The organism is Streptomyces sp. NBC_01314, assembly GCF_041435215.1.
Taxonomy (GTDB): Bacteria; Actinomycetota; Actinomycetes; order Streptomycetales; family Streptomycetaceae; genus Streptomyces.
In genome coordinates this window covers 1080225-1097080 of sequence record NZ_CP108394.1, presented here as the reverse complement: position 1 = coordinate 1097080, position 16856 = coordinate 1080225, and the positions used below count along the sequence as shown (strand labels likewise).

At 71.6% G+C, this 16856-nt stretch carries 15 protein-coding genes; 6 read left to right on the top strand and 9 right to left on the bottom strand.

Going from position 1 to position 16856, the window contains the following annotated elements; genetic code table 11:
- Positions 1-76: 76 nt before the first annotated feature.
- Positions 77-913, bottom strand: coding sequence for an enoyl-CoA hydratase/isomerase family protein (locus OG622_RS04990; protein WP_371573653.1), 837 nt, complete (start codon positions 911-913; stop codon positions 77-79).
- A gap of 122 nt (positions 914-1035) precedes the next feature.
- On the opposite strand from OG622_RS04990, the gene OG622_RS04985 reads away from it, so the two are divergent.
- Entirely contained in the window at positions 1036-2253 is a 1218-nt protein-coding gene (locus tag OG622_RS04985) for an acyl-CoA dehydrogenase family protein (protein WP_371573651.1), read from the top strand.
- A 150-nt stretch (positions 2254-2403) separates the two neighbouring features.
- Here the strand turns inward: OG622_RS04985 and OG622_RS04980 are convergent, their stop codons facing one another.
- Entirely contained in the window at positions 2404-2631 is a 228-nt protein-coding gene (locus OG622_RS04980) for a DUF6480 family protein (RefSeq protein ID WP_371573649.1), read from the bottom strand.
- A complete protein-coding gene (locus OG622_RS04975) occupies positions 2628-3404 on the bottom strand; it encodes an ANTAR domain-containing protein (RefSeq protein WP_371573647.1) in 777 nt (258 codons plus the stop codon). Before OG622_RS04975 ends, OG622_RS04980 begins: the two co-directional genes overlap by 4 nt.
- A gap of 134 nt (positions 3405-3538) precedes the next feature.
- Here OG622_RS04975 and OG622_RS04970 point away from each other — a divergent pair, with 134 nt between their 5' ends.
- Complete coding sequence (locus tag OG622_RS04970) at positions 3539-3889, top strand: helix-turn-helix transcriptional regulator (protein WP_371573645.1); 351 nt, start codon at positions 3539-3541, stop codon at positions 3887-3889.
- A gap of 120 nt (positions 3890-4009) precedes the next feature.
- On the opposite strand, the gene OG622_RS04965 is transcribed toward OG622_RS04970, so the two are convergent.
- The 3 genes from OG622_RS04965 to OG622_RS04955 form a co-directional block, all read right to left on the bottom strand.
- Positions 4010-6622, bottom strand: coding sequence for a prolyl oligopeptidase family serine peptidase (locus OG622_RS04965; protein ID WP_371573643.1), 2613 nt, complete (start codon positions 6620-6622; stop codon positions 4010-4012).
- On the bottom strand, positions 6595-8379 hold the full coding sequence (locus OG622_RS04960) for an N-acetylglutaminylglutamine amidotransferase (protein ID WP_371573640.1): 1785 nt from the start codon (positions 8377-8379) through the stop codon (positions 6595-6597). The genes OG622_RS04965 and OG622_RS04960 overlap by 28 nt, the downstream gene beginning before the upstream one ends.
- Before the next feature lie 245 nt (positions 8380-8624).
- Positions 8625-9812: a glutamate--cysteine ligase gene (locus OG622_RS04955; protein ID WP_371573639.1), complete on the bottom strand. Its 1188-nt coding sequence runs from the start codon at positions 9810-9812 to the stop codon at positions 8625-8627.
- A gap of 407 nt (positions 9813-10219) precedes the next feature.
- Between OG622_RS04955 and OG622_RS04950 the strand changes: the two genes are divergently transcribed.
- Complete coding sequence (locus tag OG622_RS04950) at positions 10220-11761, top strand: AMP-binding protein (protein WP_371573638.1); 1542 nt, start codon at positions 10220-10222, stop codon at positions 11759-11761.
- A 73-nt stretch (positions 11762-11834) separates the two neighbouring features.
- On the opposite strand, the gene OG622_RS04945 is transcribed toward OG622_RS04950, so the two are convergent.
- From OG622_RS04945 to OG622_RS04935, 3 genes are all read right to left on the bottom strand, one after another.
- Positions 11835-12626: a methyltransferase domain-containing protein gene (locus tag OG622_RS04945; protein ID WP_371573635.1), complete on the bottom strand. Its 792-nt coding sequence runs from the start codon at positions 12624-12626 to the stop codon at positions 11835-11837.
- Between the two features lie 161 nt (positions 12627-12787).
- Positions 12788-12946, bottom strand: a complete 159-nt coding sequence (locus OG622_RS04940; RefSeq protein ID WP_371573634.1) for a hypothetical protein — start codon at positions 12944-12946, stop codon at positions 12788-12790.
- Between the two features lie 202 nt (positions 12947-13148).
- Positions 13149-14030 carry a LysR substrate-binding domain-containing protein gene (locus OG622_RS04935; protein WP_371573632.1) on the bottom strand — a complete coding sequence of 294 codons (882 nt, stop codon included), beginning with the start codon at positions 14028-14030 and terminating at the stop codon, positions 13149-13151.
- Positions 14031-14101: 71 nt separating this feature from the next.
- Between OG622_RS04935 and OG622_RS04930 the strand changes: the two genes are divergently transcribed.
- Genes OG622_RS04930 through OG622_RS04920 form a run of 3 tightly spaced genes read left to right on the top strand, consistent with a single transcriptional unit; the run spans position 14102 to position 16691 of the window.
- Complete coding sequence (locus OG622_RS04930; RefSeq protein ID WP_371573630.1) at positions 14102-15313, top strand: acetyl-CoA C-acyltransferase; 1212 nt, start codon at positions 14102-14104, stop codon at positions 15311-15313.
- Positions 15310-16005, top strand: a complete 696-nt coding sequence (locus OG622_RS04925; protein WP_371573628.1) for a 3-oxoacid CoA-transferase subunit A — start codon at positions 15310-15312, stop codon at positions 16003-16005. Before OG622_RS04930 ends, OG622_RS04925 begins: the two co-directional genes overlap by 4 nt.
- The gene (locus OG622_RS04920) at positions 16002-16691 is read left to right on the top strand and encodes a 3-oxoacid CoA-transferase subunit B (protein ID WP_371573627.1); all 690 of its coding nucleotides are present in this window, start codon (positions 16002-16004) and stop codon (positions 16689-16691) included. Before OG622_RS04925 ends, OG622_RS04920 begins: the two co-directional genes overlap by 4 nt.
- Positions 16692-16856: the final 165 nt, after the last annotated feature.

The following is a 16856-nucleotide window of genomic DNA, read 5'->3' as shown; positions in this document are numbered from 1 at the left end:
GTTCTGTGGTGACCGGTTCCTCGGTTCTGTGTTGCCCGGAGGTTACGCTCCGGCGGGCCTGTTAGTGAAGAGGGATTCAAGAAACACTTTCCGGTTCCCCGAGCCGGAGCGGGCTGTCGCCCGTCCGGGCGCGGCCCCGGGCGGCGAGGAACGACGCCATGCGTTCCTGTGCCTCCGGCCCGTCCGCCAGGGCGGCGATCTGCCGCGCCTCCTCGGCGAGGTGGGAGCCCAGTGCGGACCCGCCGCTGCCGCGCAGCAGGCCCTTCGCGGCGCGCAGGGCGTCACCGGCGCCGGCGGCCAGCCCGGCGGCGGTCCGGTGTGCCGACGCGTCCAGCTCCTCGTCGTCGACGGAGCGGGAGACCAGACCCCACCGTTCGGCGTCGTCCCCGGTCAGGACCCGGTTGGTGAGGATCAGGTCCGCCGCCAGCCGGGGGCCGACCAGGCGCGGCAGGAACCAGGACGCTCCGCAGTCCGGGGTGAGCCCGACGTCCGTGTACGCCAGCCGGAACCGTGCGGACCGGGCCGCCAGGACGATGTCGCCCACGAGGGCGAGACCGACCCCGCCACCTGCGGCGGCGCCGCGCACGGCGGTGACCACCGGCACCGGCAGTTCGTGCAGCGTCTGTATCGCGGCGTGCGCAGCGGTCGCCACGGCATGCACGTAGGCACCCGTCCCTTCGCCGAGGCCGGCGAAGGCGCGCAGGTCACCGCCCACACAGAAGGTCCCGCCCGTCGCCCGCAGCAGGACCGCGCCGCCGGGGTCCGCGGCCACCCGGGCCGTGGTGTCCCGCAGCGCCTCGGCCGTCGCCAGATCCAGGGCGTTGCCGCGCCCCGGATCGTCCAGCCGCACTTCGACGACTCCGTCGGGGTGGCGGACGACCCGGACCGGCTCGGGACACACGGAATTACTCATAGGACGTCTCTTCTGTCGTCTTCCCGTCGCCGGGCTTCTCACGGCAAGATACTGAAGACGCTATACAGTTTCTAGAACGCGGCGGGAACCCGATGCCCGTCCGCCCCTCGGCGGGAGGCCCCGTGCCCATCCAGTTCGACGTAGATCCGGCTGTCGCCCAACTTGCCGCATCCACTTCCACGTTCGTACGCGACCTGGTCATCCCGGCCGAGCGCGCGTGCGGCGGGTCCGTCCACCACGCTCCCGAGGACCTGCGGGAGACACTGCAGAAAGGCGCCCGTGAGGCGGGTGTGTTCGCTCCGCACGTGCCGACCCGGTGGGGCGGCCACGGACTCGACCTGCGCGGGCAGGCGCTGGTCTTCGAAGCGGCGGGCTACTCGCTGCTGGGCCCCCTGGCGTTGAACTGCGCGGCCCCGGACGAGGGCAACATGCACCTGCTGGAGAAGGTGGCCACCGAGGACCAGAAGGAGCGCTATCTGCGCCCGCTCGCCGCCGGCGAGGTTCGGTCCTGCTTCGCCATGACCGAACCGGCCCCGGGAGCCGGCGCCGACCCCCGCTCCCTGCGGACCACCGCGACCCGGGTTCCCGGCGGGTGGCGCATCGACGGGCGCAAGTGGTTCATCAGCGGGGCCCGCGGCGCCGGCTTCGCCATCGTCATGGCCCGCACCTCCGGCAGCCCCGGCGACCCGGGCGGCGCCACCATGTTCCTGGTCGACGCCGGGACTCCCGGCATGAGCATCGTCCGGGACATCGAGACCCTGGACGAAGGGCTCTTCGCCGGGCACAGCGAGATCGTCTTCGACGAGTGCGTGGTGGACGACGACCAGGTGCTCGGCGCGGTCGGCCAGGGCTTCGCGGGCGCCCAGGTCCGGCTCGGCCCCGCCCGGATGACGCACTGCATGCGCTGGCTGGGAGCCGCGCGGCGTGCCCAGGACGTCGCACTGGAACGGGCGGGCAGCCGCATGGCGTTCGGCTCCGTCCTGGGGGACCTCGGCATGGTGCAGCAGATGCTGGCCGACTCCGAGATCGACATCGAGGCGAGCCGCGCCCTGATCCTGCGCACCGCCTGGGAGCTGGACACAGGCTCCGCCGCGGCCGCGCAACTCACCTCGGTGTCCAAGACCTTCGTGGCGGAGGCCGTGAACCGCGTGGTCGACCGGGCGGTGCAGATCTGCGGAGCGCTCGGCATCTCGGCCGCCGACGCCCCGCTGGCCCGTCTGCTCAGAGAGGTGCGACCCTTCCGGATCTACGACGGCCCGTCGGAGACACACCGTTTCGCCATCGCGCGACGGGCCGTGCGGCCGTACCGGCAGCCGAACGCGGGTGCCACCGGCTCGTAGCAGTGCTCGCACCCGTGCTTGCCCGCATGACCGCCGATGCCATCGGCCGACCGGCCGGCCAGGCTGACCGACCGACCAGCCGACTGGCGGAGTCGCTCGGCAGGCTCGACGCGCCGGTGCGCAACGGGAGCGCGGGAAGCGCGGGAAGCGTCAAACGATCAGGGTCACCGCCATGCCGATGAGCCCGATCGCGATCAACGCCGCCACGATCATGATCAGGACGATCGGCATCGGTCCCCACCCCTTGCGCAGCTCGGGCGGCTCCGGATGCGAGATGCCAGAGGTGCCGCCTTCGCCAGGTGGGGTCTCACCGGGTGCCATACCGCCGCTCGGTGCGGCTCCCGGGATTCGCCGCGGGTTGGGATCATGAGTGGTCATGGCGCACCCCTCCTTCCGTGGAGTGGACGGTGCGTACCGACACGCGCGTCGCGTACGGCGGTGACGCGCGCTACGGCGGTGGTCAGCTGCTTCTTCGTGGGTGCGGGCAAGGGGTCGCCCGTCACGGAGTCCACCAGCCGCTGAGCTATTCGGTGCAGTTTGGTGTTGGTGTTCTGGGACGTCATGACCAGGGCGTCCCACGCTTCCTCGGGGGTGAGTCCGAAGGCGGCCATGATGATGCCGCGTGCGAGGTCGATGGTGTCCCGGGTCTGCATGGCCCGCCGCAACTGCGCGACCTCGACATGCGGATCGGGCTCGGGATCGGCCGGCTGCGACGGGGGTGGCTCGGCGTCAGCCGCGTCGTCTTCCCTGCCCGAGGTGTCGTGCTCGGTGAACAGCGACAGGGTGTCGGTGAGGGTGAGGATGCGCTCGGCCGCCGGGCTGAGGTCGCGGATGACGGCCGTCTTGGTATGGTCCAGGGCCTGCCGGCGGATGCTCAGCAGGGCGTTGAGTCCGGAGCAGCCGCAGAAGTCGACGCTGCTGAGGTCCAGGTCGATGCCGCGATGGGAGTGGGCGAGGGCCGCGAGCAGGGACTGCCGCAGCTGTTCATGTGTGCCGAGCTCGAGGTTGCCGCACACCGTGACGACCATCCGGTCGCCGTCGGGGTGGCTGTGGATCGTGAGGTACGGCAGCCGTTGCGCATCAGCGGGCCCGGGCACTCTCGCGCGGCCGTCGACCTCGCTGATCGGCCTCGACTGTGCTGACTCCCGCATGGCCCTCTCCCCTGGCGTACTCGCGGCGGGTTCTCCGGAACCAGGTTCACCCGCGCGTAAAAATACGTCAAGAGATACAGGAACTATGATTCAGGTATTTATAAGCGTGAACCTGTGGGCGTAAGCTCTCCTCCATGGTTGGAGCACCAGAACCCCATGCGGGGTGGACGTTCATCACGAATCATGCGCGGGTACTGGCCGCCATAGCCGAAGATCAGACCATGCGAGTGCGTGACATCGCCGCCCGCTGCAGGCTCACGGAGCGTGCCGTCCAGAAGATCATTTCTGATCTGGAACAGAGCGGCTTCCTGTCCCACACGCGCGAAGGGCGCGGCAACACGTACCAGATCAAGCCGGGCACGGCGCTCCGTCACCCCGCGGAGGCCGGACTCACGGTGGCGGCCCTGCTCACCCTCCTCGCCCGCGTCGACACCCACCGCACCGCATCACGCGATGGGGGTCACCCCGCCGTCGAGGACGCCTGAGCCCTTCGGACCGCTCCTGAGCACCGAGGACCTGCCATCCCCCGGCTCACTCATGAAGGACTCCCTCCACCGGCGACGGCCATGCTCACCGCCGACGCGGCTCGTCCTTCCCGGCCGGTGTCACCCGGCGATGTGCCGCTGCATCCAGTCGGCGGCGGTCCGGCGGAAGATTCTCCGGCTGTCCGCACGGAGGAAGTCGTGGCCCTCGTCGCGCAGCATCAGCACTTCGGCCGTCAGACCGCGCTCGCGGGCCGCGCGTACGAACTGCTCGGATTCGCCGAGCGGCACATTGGTGTCGTGTTCACCGTGGACGGCGAGGAGCGGCACACGCAGTGCGTCGACCCGGGTCATCGGGGACAGCGCGTGCAGCAGTTCACGGTCGTGTTCCGGGTGCCCGTACTTGTGCGCGGCCGATTCCGCGATCCACGGCTCGGTGCCGGCGTAGAAGGTCGCGAAGTCGGACATGCCGCAGGCCGCGACACCGGTGCGGAAGAGGTCCGGGTGCCACACGAGGGAGGCCATCACCAGGTAGCCGCCGTACGAGCGGCCCATGACGGCCAGCCGCCGCGGATCGGCGAGCCCCGCCACGACGACGTGGGCCGCGCAGTCGGCGACGTCCTCGATCGCGGCGAACCGTCCCGTGCCGAGGTCGGCGTCGACGAACGACCGGCCGTGCCCCGACGAGCCCCGCACATCGGGAGCGAAGACATCGAGCCCCCGGCCCAGCAACTCGTGGTAGAGCGGGTTGAAGACGGGCCGTTCCTGCTCCTCCGGCCCGCCGTGCAGATGGACCACGCAGGGTGCGGGCACGCCGGGACCCCGGCCCGGCGCCCGGTAGTACCAGCCGTTCAGCGGCAGTCCGTCGCGTGCCGCCAGCCGCAGCGGTACGGGACGCACGGGCGGACGGCCGGGCGGGACGGCGTCCTCGTCACGGGACGACCACTCGGTCCGACGCGCGGTGCCGTCGGAGAACCACCACACACCTGGCCGCCGCTGCGAGCCGGACAGCGCCAGCACCAGTCCCGCCCGGCCGCCGACCCGCGGGATACGCGTCACCACCTCGTGCGGCAGCGACACCCTCTGCCGCGAACCCACCTGGGCGTCCCCGCCGGATGCCGACGTGACGGCGGTGACCTCCAGCTCACTTGCTCCGCGTACGTTCCAGGCCAGGGCCGCGGTGCGCCCGTCGTGGCCGAGGGCCAGCAGTTCCAGTCCGCAGTCCTCGCGCTCCGCGGCGACGGCCAGCCCCAGCTGCTCCCCACCGGGACCGAGGCGGACGGCGAACAGCGCGGCGAACTCGCGGAACGCGTCACTGCGCAGCCACAGCGTCGTGCTGTCCGGGGAGAACCGGCCGATCCACGGATCACCGTCGGCGACCGGCAACGCGAAGGTGGTCCGCAGATCGGTGGTACGCACGACGAGCGCTTCGCGGCGGCCGCGTGGCCCCCGGCGCAGGAGTGCCAGCCGTCCGTCCCGGCTGATGTCGCACACGCGCAGCGTGGCGGCGCCCCGTTCGACCGCCAGCAGGGCGGGGGCCGCCACACCCAAGGGGTCGACGAGGTATGCGGCCAGCCCTCCGCCGGCAGTTCTCTCCGGGGCGTCCCTGGAGGTTTTCCCGTGATGCGCGTCAGTGCCTCGCGCGTCCCGGCTGACCTCGTCATCTGCGGAGACGGATTCGGCGCTCGCTCCGTCCGGCGACTGCGACTGCGACTGCGACGTCGACTGCGATGGCGACTGCGACGGCCCGGCGCTGGATGTGCCCCTGCCTGAGCCCCTGCCCGGGCCCGGGCCCGGGCTCGTGTCCGCAGGTAGTGGATCCAGCGCGGTCCCGTCGTCTTCACCTTCCGGGACTTCCCGGACGCGGGCGGCGGGACCGGCATCGCCGTAGTGCGGGCCGCCCAGCAGCACGGCCCGGCCGTCCCTGGCGGCCCAGCCCGCCGGACGCCGCTCGGTGTACGTCTGTGGATCGGCGAGGCCCGGCTCCGTGAAAGCGGGCCTCTCCTCCGTCTCGGCCTCGTTCGGCGCGAGAACCGGCTCCGCGACGGTGACGGCGACGCCCGCCCCGTCGTGCTGCCAGCAGCCCAGGTACGCGGAGCTGCCGGGCTCGGCACCGGCGAGGATGCGGCGCCCGGTTCCGTCGGGGCGTACGCACAGCACCCGGGTGTGTTCGCCGCCTCCCGGGGCGGTCGTGTAGGCGATCCAGCGACCGTCGGGCGACCAGGCCACCTCTTTGACGGGGTGGGGATCGGAGTCCAGCAGATGGATCTCATGTCCGCCGACCGGGCCGGTCCACAACTGCGGCACCCCGCCCCGGTCGCAGATGAACGCGACGTGCCTGCCGCTCGGGTCCACCGACGGATACCAGCAGCCATGCGATTTCAGCGGCTGCGGTGTGTCCAGTGGCCCGGCGGTCTCGGGCAGTGGGACCGGCGCCGGGGCCATCGAGGCCGCCATCGCTCCGATGGCTGCCATCGGAGCGAAGGCCGACACCGGAGTATTGGCCGACATTCGCGTGTTGGCCGTCCCGGCGTGGCCGCCGACCTCCCCGGCCGTCACCGCGGAGGTGGCGGTGCCGTGGCCCTCGGATCGCCACGGCACCCCGTCGACGACGTCCTCGCCGACGGGGGCGTGGGAGGGGGACCCCGTCGGCGGATACGACGGGGCCTCCGTCGCCGGACGTGGGGGACGGGTCCCCTGCGCCCCGGTCAACTGATCCCGTGGGTTTGCAGCCATATCTCCAGCAAAGCTACCTGCCACAGCGCGTTCGCCCCACGCCTGGTTCGGTGCTCGTCCGGCCCCGACAGCAGTCTGGCCACGTACGCGTCCTGGAAGACGCCCCGTGACCTGGCCTCGGGTGCCGACAGAGCCTCACGGACCCGCCCCAGCACAGGGCCCGCCATGTGTTTGACGGCGGGGACCGGAAAGTAGCCCTTGGGCTGGTTCACGACCTCCGAGGGCAGGACCCGGCGGCCGGCGGCCCTGAGGACCCCCTTGCCGCCGTCGGCGAGTTTCAGCTCCGGCGGACAGGCGGCGGCCAGCTCCACGAGGTCGTGGTCGAGGAACGGGACCCGGGCCTCCAGCCCCCAGTCCATGGTCATGTTGTCGACGCGCTTGACCGGGTCGTCGACGAGCATCACCTCGGCGTCGAGCCGCAGCGCCGCGTCGAGCGCGGTGTCGGCGCCCGGGCGGGCCATGTGCTCCCGTACGAAGCGGTCGGACACGTCGTGATCGGGCAGCATGTCGGGCCGCAGAATCCCGGCGAGGTCATCGTGGGACCGGTCGAAGTACGTCTGCGCGTACGCCTCGGGCGCCCGCTCTCTCGGGACGGCGGCCATGTCCGGGTACCAGTGGTAGCCGGCGAAGACCTCGTCGGCGCCCTGACCGCTCTGGACGACCTTCACCTCCTTCGCCACCTGCTCCGACAGCAGATGGAAGGCCACCACGTCATGGCTGACCATCGGCTCGCTCATCGCCTCGATCGCCGCGTCCAGCGCCGTCGACACACGGTCCGAGGGCACCATCAGCTGGTGGTGGTCCGTCCCGAAGTGCCGGGCCACCAGGTCGGAGTAACGGAACTCGTCGCCCTCCTCACCGCCCTCGGACTCGAACCCCACACTGAACGTCGCGAGATCGCGCTGCCCCTCGTCGGCCAGCAGCGCCACGATCAGGCTGGAGTCGAGACCGCCAGACAGGAGGACACCCACGGGTACGTCGGCGACCATGCGCCGGCGTACGGCGGTGCGCAGCGCGTCCAGCACCAGGTCCCGCCAGTCGTCCGCGCCCAGGTGCTCGTACTCGGGCAGACGGGTGTACCGCGGCTGCCAGTAACGGATGTCGTGGTGGCGGCCGTCCGGCTCCAGGACGCGCACGGTGGCCGCGGGCAGCTTGCGTACTCCGGCGAGGACGGTGCGGGGCGCGGCCACGGTGGCGTGCCAGCTCATGTACTGGTGCAACGCGACCGGGTCGAGCGAGGTGTCGATACCACCGCCCGCCAGGAGGGCCGGCAGCGAGGAGGCGAAACGCAGTCGCCCTGGCGCCTCGGCCAGGTAGAGCGGCTTGACGCCGAGCCGGTCACGGGCCAGCACCACTCGCCCGGTGGCCTGTTCGACGATGACGAAGGCGAACATGCCGTAGAAGCGGTCGACACAGGCGGTTCCCCACTGCTGGTACGCCTTGAGCACCACCTCGGTGTCGGAGCCGGAGAAGAAGCGGTGGCCGAGACCGCGCAGCTCCTCACGCAGCTCCTTGTAGTTGTAGACGCACCCGTTGAAGACACCGGCGATCCGCGCCGCGGGGTCGGTCATCGGCTGGGCCCCGCACTCGGACAGATCGATGATCTTCAGCCGGCGGTGCCCCAGCGCGACGGAGCCCTGCGACCACAGGCCCCTGCCGTCCGGTCCCCTGGGGGCGAGGCGGTCGGTCATGCGCTCCACGGCCGCCAGGTCGGGCCGTCCGCCGTCGAAACGGATCTCGCCGCTCAGACCGCACATCAGGCCGCACCCCCTCGCAGAGGGCGACAGCCGGCCGTGCTCGGAGGCGGAGCCGTGAGCGAGCACGAGCCGCTCGGATTCGCATTCGTGTCGGTCTTGCTGCTGGGCATGCGAGCCACTCTCCTTGATCACAGGCGGCACCGCACCACGGGGCGGACGACGGCCTCTCCGTCCAGGTTCTCCGCGCCGAGGCATCTTGTCGCGGGCAACGGCGGTGCCTGCCTTTCTGCACGACCGCCCGGGTCTCAGCCGCCGAGGGTCCCCACCGAGTACGGTGCCGGGGCCCCGGGCGGGGCGGCATCGGCCACCGCGACGGGTCGGCGGACGGCCTTGTCGGCGGGGCGCTTCCCGCGCTCGCCACGGGTCTCGGCGACCAACGTCCCGACGCAGGCGAGCAGGCCCTCCTCCTTGGCCACCCCGCGCAGGCGGTGGGCCGCGCTGCCCCGGGTCAACGCCTCCTGCGTGAGCGTGCGTACGGTGTCCCAGTCGCCGAAGGCCTCCAGGGTCGGGCGCAGCCGCCGGAGCATGCCGCGCAGGACGGTGGGGGCGGGTGCGGCGAGGCGGGTGACCGGGTCGACCAGGTCGCCCTCCAGGCCCGCCTGGGCCGCACGCCAGACCGCGGACCGAAGCCATGCGTGCTCGCCGTCACAGGCCTGCCCCGGCTCCTGCAGCCGCCTCCGGGCGTCCTCGACCAGGGCGCGGAACAGCCCGGTGATGAGCACGACCGTCTCGGGGCGGGGACAGGCGTCGCAGATGCGCAGTTCCAGCGTCCGTTGGTGCTGGCTCGGCCGTATGTCGTAGTAGATCATTCCCGGATCCGTGATCACGCCGGAGCGGATCAGACCCTCGACCGCGGCGTCGTACTCGGCGGCTCCGGCGAAGCAGCCGACCGGCCCGGCGGTGGGCCAGCGCTGCCACAGCATCGTGCGCCAGCTCGCGTATCCCGTGTCGGCGCCGAGCCAGAACGGTGAGCTGGCGGACAGCGCCAGCAGCGGTGGCAGCCACGGCGAGACGGCACACATGATGCGCACGGCCGTGTCGCGATCGGGTACGTCGACATGGACCTGCGCGCTGCACACCAGATGCTCGTCGGCGACCTGCCGGTACTCGTCGACCATGTGCCGGTAGCGGAAATCGGGGGTGGGGTCACCGGACGTCACCCGCGCGAACGGCACGGTCCCGGCCGCGACGACGGCCAGCCCCAGCCCGGAGGCGGCCGCGTCCAGCCGTCGCCGCGCCCCGGACAGATCGGCGTGCAGGGACTCCAGGGAGGCGTGCACCTGGCTGTTCCACTCCACCGACGACCGCTGCAGCTCGTTCTTGAACTCGGATCTGCGCAGGCGACCGAGAACCGCACCGGCTCCTGGTACCAGCCGCCCGCTCTCCGCGTCCAGAACATGAAACTCTTCCTCTACGCCTACACGAACGGTCACGGCTTCTCCCTCATCCGTTACCCGAGATCGCCCGCCGGGCCGGAGCCCCGCCGACGACCGCTGCGTACCGCGAGTTCCCGACAAATGCCCGGATAAGCCTCACCGATGCCTTCTGCTGATCGCCGTACACCGACGGACAGCTGCGGAACGGGTCCAGGAAGAACGGTAACCCCGCAGGTCAGCGCCCGCCTTCGCTGGCCTTTGCCGACTGGGGGAGGGCCTTGGCTCCCAGGGCCGAGCTGCCGCGTCCCCTCCCGCTGTGCCCGGTCGAACCGCCCGCCGAACACGCCGCTCCGTCACCGCCGGACACGCCGCGTCGTCAGCCTCGACCACCGTCCGTGCGTCGTGGGGTTACCTGGTCCAGTCGTATGAGCCGCTGGGTAGCACCGGGTGGGAGTGGGAGACAGATGCGCGTTCCGATGACGATTGCCGACTTCCTGGACAGGGCGGAGCTGGGGTTCGCCGAGAGTCCAGGCGTGATCGACGAGCCGAATCAGCCCGCGGTGCCGGTGGCGCCGTCGACGTACGGGCGGTTGGGCGAGCGGGTGCGGGCCTGGCAGGCGGGGCTGGACGCGCTGGGGGTGGGGGAAGGCGAGCGGGTGGCGGTGGTCAGCCACAACTCGGCCCGGCTGCTGGAGCTGCTGTTCGCGGTGCCGATGAGCGGGCGGATCTGTGTGCCGGTCAACTTCCGTCTGAAGGCGGAGGAGATCGAGTACGTGGTACGTCAGAGTGGCGCCTCGGTGCTGCTGGTCGATCCCGAGGTGCGGGACACGGTCGCCGGCGTCGAGGTGGCCCACCGGTTCACGCTGGGGGAGCAGACGGAGACGGAGCTGATGCGTTTCGGGGTGGAGCCGCGGCGCTGGTCGAGCCCGGACGAGGACGCCACCGCGACGATCAACTACACGTCGGGAACGACCGCACGGCCCAAGGGAGTTCAGCTCACGCACCGCAACATCTGGGTGAACGGACTGACCTTCGGTCTGCACACCCGGGCATGGGAGCGGGACGTGTACCTGCACACGTTGCCGATGTTCCACTGCAACGGCTGGGGGATGCCGTTCGTGATGGCCGGGCTCGGCGCCAAGCAGGTGGTGCTGCGCAAGGCCGACGGGGCCGAGATCCTGCGCCGGGTGGACGAACACGGCGTGACGTTGATGTGCGGCGCGCCGGCGGTGTGGAACGCGGTGCTCGACGCGGCGGCGGCCTGGGAGGGCCCGATGCCCGGGCGCGACCGGGTTCGGATCGTGTGTGCGGGAGCGCCGCCGCCGAGCCGGATGATCCAGCGGGTCGAGGAGGAACTGGGCTGGGAGTTCACCCAGATCTACGGCCTGACGGAGACCTCTCCGCTCCTTACGTTCAACCGCGCGCGGCCCGAGGACGAGGCCCTGCGGGGCGAGGAGCGTGCGCGGAAGCTGTCGCGAGCGGGGCTGCCGGCGCTCGGTGTGAAGCTCGAAGTGGCCCGATCCGGTGAGGTGTTGGCGCGGTCGAACGTGGTCCTCGACGCCTACTGGGAGAAGCCGGAGGAGACGGCGGCCGTGCTGGAGGACGGCTGGTTCCACACGGGCGACGGCGGGACCATCGACGCCGGGGACGGACATCTGACGATCTCGGACCGGAAGAAGGACGTCATCATCACCGGCGGTGAGAACGTGTCGTCGATCGAGGTGGAGGACACGATCTTCAGCCACCCCGGGGTGGCTGAGGTCGCGGTCATCGGAGTGCCGGACGCCAAGTGGGGCGAGACGATCAAGGCGCTGATCGTCCTGGCCGGGGGAGCGGCGGTGAGCGAGGCGGAGATCATCGCGTACTGCAAGGAGCGGATGGCGGGGTACAAGGCGCCGACGAGTGTGGAGTTCCGGGAGGCCATCCCGAGGACGGCGACCGGGAAGATCCAGAAGTTCAAGCTGCGGGAGCCGTACTGGTTTGGGCGTGGCCGGGGCGTCAACTGACGTTCCGGCTCGCGCGACGGTCGGCTCAGCTCTTGCGGATGCCGTCGGCCATGTCGGCTCGCAGGGGCCGGTGTCAGGAGCGGCGGCCAAGGGCGATGTACGTGTTGCCGAAGAAACGGAGGCCGGTGCTGACCTGTTCGGCCTGTTGGAACGCCGTGTCCCAGCGAGCGATGTCGTCCGGGGTGACAAGGCCTTCGGCGAGCAGGGCGTCGCGGGCGGCCCAGGCGGGGCCGCGCATGCCGGGCGGGGGTGTCATGACGTTGATGTGGCCCTCGTAGGCGATGACTTCGAGGCCGGCCTTGGTGAGGAGTTCGTCGAGCCGGGTGCCCACGGCGAGGTCGTTGCCCCGGCGTCGGTGCAGTTCTTGATAGCGCTCGCTCATCTCGTCGTACGCGGCGGGGGCGCCCCGCAGCCGGAAACCGGTCGCGTCGATGTCGACGAGATACACCACGCCGCCGGGCCTGGCCAGTTCGGCGAGGTGGTTCACGATCGCCTGCTCCCGGCCGCCGTTGTGGGCGAGGACGTGCCGGAGCATCACCACGTCGAACGTGCCCTCGGCCAGCGCGGTGGCGTCGGCGGAGCCGGTGGAGGTGTGCACGGGGACGCCGGAGCGTTCGGCGAGCGCGGCGGCGACGGCCAGCGCGTCACCGTCGCGGTCCACCGCCCATACGGCGCCGCCGGGGGCGGCGATGTCCGCCAGCCGCACCGAGAGCGCGCCCGGTCCGCACCCCACGTCCGCGATCCGCGCCCCGGGCACCACCCCGGCGGCCGTCCACAGCTCGCGTTCACGCCGCTCGGCGATGTCGGCCATGAGCCGGTAGCGCGCGATCTCCGAGTCGTCGAGGGTCAGTGAGTAGTCGGCCACGGGGGGTTCCTTCCACGGTGCGTCGGTGGCTCATTGTGGTCGGCGGGGAGGCTGTCGCAGACCATGACGCACAGGGTGTTCCGCCGGTTGACGGAAGGGGGGTGGTCGCCGTGGAGGGGTCGGGTCGCACCCGGAAGAGCGAGTCGGAGCGGCAGGCGCCGTCAGACACCTACGGGCGCGAGGACGATGTCGAAGCGCACTCGGCTCCACGTGCCGTCGACGACGCTGCCGGCGGGTGGCGGCTGACGGGTGGCGGCGGCCCTGCGCTCGAAGCGTTTGACATGCGACACCAGCGTGCGCGCCCTCTCGTGGGACACCACGCGATCAGCATGACCCGGGAAGCGCCGAGCGCCTCGGCCTCCGTTCGCCACGGCGCAGGGCGACCCCCCGGCCGCCGCGAACACCACCCGCTGGAAAGAGGCCCTCGTGGGCGAACCTCATCGCTCGGCTGGGCACTCGACGAGGGGTCTCCCAGGCGGGTCGTGCCCTGCGAAAGCGGCTCTTCCGGCGTCGGCGGACGTCTCAGAACATCGCCTTGATGATCCCCACGGTGCGCGCCAGGTGCGGCTCGGAACGGTCGGCGCGGTGGGCCACGGCCAGCTCCACGCGTGCGTCGGCCCCGGCCAGCGGCAGGTAGGCGACGCCGTCGAGCGTCAACGCCGTCACGGGCTCGGGCACGACCGCGACGCCGAGGCCGCCGGCCACGAGCGTGACCAGCGTCGAGGTCTCGCCGACCTCGTGGCGGATGTGCGGCTCGACACCGGCGTCGCGCAGAAGGCCCAGGACGACGTCGTACATCACCGACCGGCGGTCGGCGGAGTGCACGATCAGGTCGGCGCCGGCGAGGTCCGCGACGCGAAGGCGTGACCGGCGGGCGAGCGGGTGGTCGACCGGTACGGCGACGACGAGCCGGTCCCGGCGCAGCGTACGCACGGTCAGGGAGAGGTCGGCCACCGGAGGACGCAGGAGCGCGACATCGATCGTGCCGCTGCGCAGCGCCTCGACCTGGTCGGGCGCGAGCATCTCGCCGCGGAAGGAGAAGTCGACGCCGGGAAGCTCCTCCGCGAGCCGCCGCGACAGCGCGGGCAGGACGCTGTAGGTCGCCGAGCCCACGCACCCGATCGCGAGGTGACCGACCGTGCCGGCGGCGACGCGCCGTGCGTGGTGGGAGGCCTCGTCGACGTCGGCGAGGATCGCGCGCACCCGCTCCAGGTAGGCCCGGCCGGCCTCGGTGAGGTCGACGCGGCGCGTGGTGCGGTGGAGCAGTTCGACGCCGAGCTCGGCCTCCAGCTGGCGGATCTGCTGGGAGAGCGGCGGCTGGGCCATGTGGAGCCGCTCGGCGGCGCGACCGAAGTGACGCTCCTCGGCGACCGCCACGAAGTACCGAAGATGACGCAGATCCATATGTCATCCATATCAATCGGCTTGGATATACATACTTCAGAATATCGCGGCCCGGGACTACCGTCGCTGCCATGAGTGCTTTCATCTACGCCGCGACGCGGACCCCGTTCGGCCGCTTCAACGGTGCGCTGGCCGGTGTCCGCCCCGACGACCTCGCCGCCGCCGCGATCACCTCGACGCTCGCCAGGGTGCCGGACCTCGACCCCGCCGCGATCGGCGACGTGGTGTGGGGCAACGCCAACGGCGCCGGCGAGGACAACCGCAACGTCGGCCGCATGGCGGCGCTGCTCGCCGGGCTTCCGGTGAGCGTGCCCGGCACCACGGTCAACCGGCTGTGCGGTTCGAGCCTCGACGCGGCGATGACGGCGAGCCGGACGATCGAGTCCGGCGACGCCGAGGTGGTGCTGACGGGCGGCGTGGAGTCGATGACGCGCGCGCCGTGGGTGCTGCCCAAGTCGGCGAAACCGTTCCCGGCCGGCGACGTCACCGCGGTCTCGACCACGCTCGGCTGGCGGCTGGTCAACCCGCGGATGCCGAAGGAGTGGACGATCAGCCTCGGCGAGGCCAACGAGCAGCTGCGGGAACGTTTCGGGATCTCCCGCGAGCGGCAGGACGAGTTCGCCGCCCGCTCCCACCGACTCGCGCACACCGCGTGGGAGTCGGGCTTCTACGACGACCTGGTGGTGCCCGTCGAAGGCGTCGACCTGACCCGCGACGAGAGCATCCGAGCCGGATCCACGCCTCAGGTGCTGGCCGGTCTCAAGCCGGTCTTCCGTACACCGGAGCAGGGCGGCACCATCACCGCGGGCAACGCCAGCCCGCTCAACGACGGCGCCTCCGCGGTGCTGCTGGGCAGCGAGCGGGCCGCGGCCACGATAGGGGCCGACCCGATCGCCCGTATCGCGGGCCGAGGCGTGATGGCACTGGAGCCGCAGGCCTTCGGCTACGCGCCGGTCGAGGCCGCCAACCGCGCGCTGGTCCGGGCCGGCATCGGCTGGGACCAGGTGGGCGCGGTCGAGCTCAACGAGGCCTTCGCCGTGCAGTCGCTCGCCTGCGTCGACGCGTGGAAGGTCGACCCCGCCATCGTCAACCAGAAGGGCGGTGCCATCGCGATCGGGCACCCGCTGGGCGCATCCGGCGGGCGTGTCCTCGCCACACTGGCCAAGGTGCTGCGTGAGACGAGGCAGCGCTACGGCGTCGCCGCGATCTGCATCGGAGTCGGCCAGGGGCTCGCCGTCGTACTCGAGAACTGCGACGTCGACGGCACGGAGGCGGGCAAGTGAGCAGGGCGGAGATCGTCGAGAGCGCCGAAGCGGCGGTCGCCGGGATCGAGGACGGCTCCACCGTCCTCGTCGGCGGCTTCGGCCTGGCGGGAATGCCGTTCGACCTGATCGACGCGCTCATCCGGCAGGGTGCGAAGGACCTCACCATCGTGTCCAACAACGCGGGCAACGGCGAGGTCGGGCTGGCCGCGCTCCTGGCCGCCGGCCGGGTGCGCAAGGTGCTCTGCTCCTTTCCACGCCAGTCAGACTCCTGGGTCTTCGACGGCCTCTACCGCGAGGGGAAGATCGACCTCGAAGTGGTACCGCAGGGCAACCTCGCCGAGCGGATGCGCGCGGCCGGTGCCGGCATCGGCGCGTTCTACTGCCCGACCGCGGTCGGCACGCCGTTGGCCGAGGGCAAGGAGGAGCGCGAGATCGACGGCCGGAAGTACCTGCTGGAGTACCCCATCAAGGGCGACTACGCGCTGATCGGCGCGCACACCGCGGACACCCTGGGCAACCTCGTCTTCCGCAAGACCGCCCGCAACTTCGGACCGGTCATGGCCACGGCCGCGACGACGACCATCGTCCAGGTCGCCGAGGTCGTCGAGGCCGGGACGCTCGACCCCGAGGCCATCGTCACCCCGTCCATCTACGTCGACCGGGTCGTCCAGGTGGAGGCCCGCCACTACACCGTCCAGGGGGCCCGATGACCACCACGTCAACCACCACGAGCGGCCGGAAGAACGCCGGGGTGCCGCAGAGCGCCGACCACCGGCTCTCGACGGACGAGCTGGCCGCCGTCATCGCACGCGACATCCCGGCCGGCGCCTTCGTCAACCTCGGGATCGGGCAGCCCACCAGGATCGCCGACCACCTCCCGGCCGACGCCGGTGTGGTGCTGCACACCGAGAACGGCATGCTCAACATGGGGCCGAAGGCCGAGGGCGACGCGATCGACCCCGACCTGACCAACGCCGGCAAGGTCCCGGTGACCGAACTGCCGGGGGCGGCGTACTTCCACCACGCCGACTCCTTCGCGATGATGCGCGGCGGGCACCTCGACGTCTGCGTCCTCGGGGCGTACCAGGTCGCCTTCGACGGCGACCTCGCCAACTGGCACACCGGAAAGCCCGACGACATCCCCGCCGTCGGCGGCGCCATGGACCTCGCCATCGGGGCCAAGGACGTCTACGTGATGATGACGCTCTTCACCCGCTCCGGCGAGCCCAAGCTCGTGCCCAGGTGCACCTACCCGCTCACCGGCGTCGGCTGCGTCAGCCGCGTCTACACGGACCACGGCGTTTTCGACGTCGGCCCCGAGGGCGTACGGATCCGGGAGACGTACGGCGTCAGCGCCCACGAGCTCGCGGACCGACTCGGCATCACGTTGCCCTGATCCCGGCCGCTCGGGCGGGTGCGTGCGAGCACTCGGCTGAGGTACGCGGGCGACGTCTCTTGGACGCCGGTCGGGCCGTTGCCGCCGCCCTGGCGGCCGGACCGTCGCTCTCAGCGGCGCGTCCTGCCGCCGTCCGCCACGATGATCTGGCCCGTGAGGTGTGGT